Genomic DNA, 790 nt, shown 5'->3' on the forward strand with positions numbered 1-790 from the left:
GCCCAGAATGAGCGCCAGCGCATTTCCGGCGGCGTCGCGGAATCCTTTCATTAAGGCTAACAGCAGGTTAGCCCAGGCGATCCCCATCTGCACCAGCGCCACCAGACGCACCAGCCCCTGGTAATGGGTATTGCCGAAGAGCGCCTGACTGACAGGCGCGGCCGCCAGTAAAAAGACGATGGCCAGCAGCGTGGAGAACCCGAGCACCATCGCCGAGGACGTGCCGACCACCCGACGCAGCGCGGCCGCATCGTCGTGATGCTGCGCTACGTATTTGGTGACACCGTTGAAAATACCGGCCCCGGCAAGCACGCCGAGTACGATGACGAGCTGACGGAAGTTACCGGCCTGCCCGACACCAGAAGGGCCAAACGACACCGCCAGCATTTTTACAACTAGCAGCCCTGCGCCAATCTTGACGAGTGTGGACGCGGCGGTCCACACCGATGCTTTCGCCAGTGACATATCAGCGGAAGTAGCTCAGAAGGGTATTAATCACCGTGCGCTGATTCACCGGCGCGAGGTTGTAGAACAGTGGCAGACGAAGCAAACGCTCACTTTCTTTCGTGGTGTAGCGATCGTCACCGACAAACTGGCCGAACGCTTCACCCGCCGGGCTGGAGTGCAGCGGAATGTAATGGAACACCGCCATAATCTCAGCTTCTTTCAGGTAAGCGATCAGACTGCTGCGATCGTCGTTGTCGCGCAGTTTGATGTAAAACATATGTGCGTTGTGAACGCAGTCTGCCGGGATCGTCGGCAGCTCAATACGCCCTTTTTGCGCCAGCGG

The 790-nt window shown here is 58.9% G+C and carries 1 protein-coding gene and 1 pseudogene; both read right to left on the reverse strand.

The window, feature by feature from the left end; translation table 11 throughout:
* A pseudogene (locus K5E19_RS23075) lies at positions 1-465 on the reverse strand (lipid III flippase WzxE); the annotation flags it as partial.
* A gap of 1 nt (position 466) precedes the next feature.
* On the reverse strand, positions 467-790 hold a 324-nt coding region (locus tag K5E19_RS23080; protein WP_221553257.1), incomplete at its 5' end, for a DegT/DnrJ/EryC1/StrS family aminotransferase.

The sequence above is a fragment of the Enterobacter sp. RIT637 genome, assembly GCF_019718755.1.
GTDB lineage: Bacteria > Pseudomonadota > Gammaproteobacteria > Enterobacterales > Enterobacteriaceae > Enterobacter.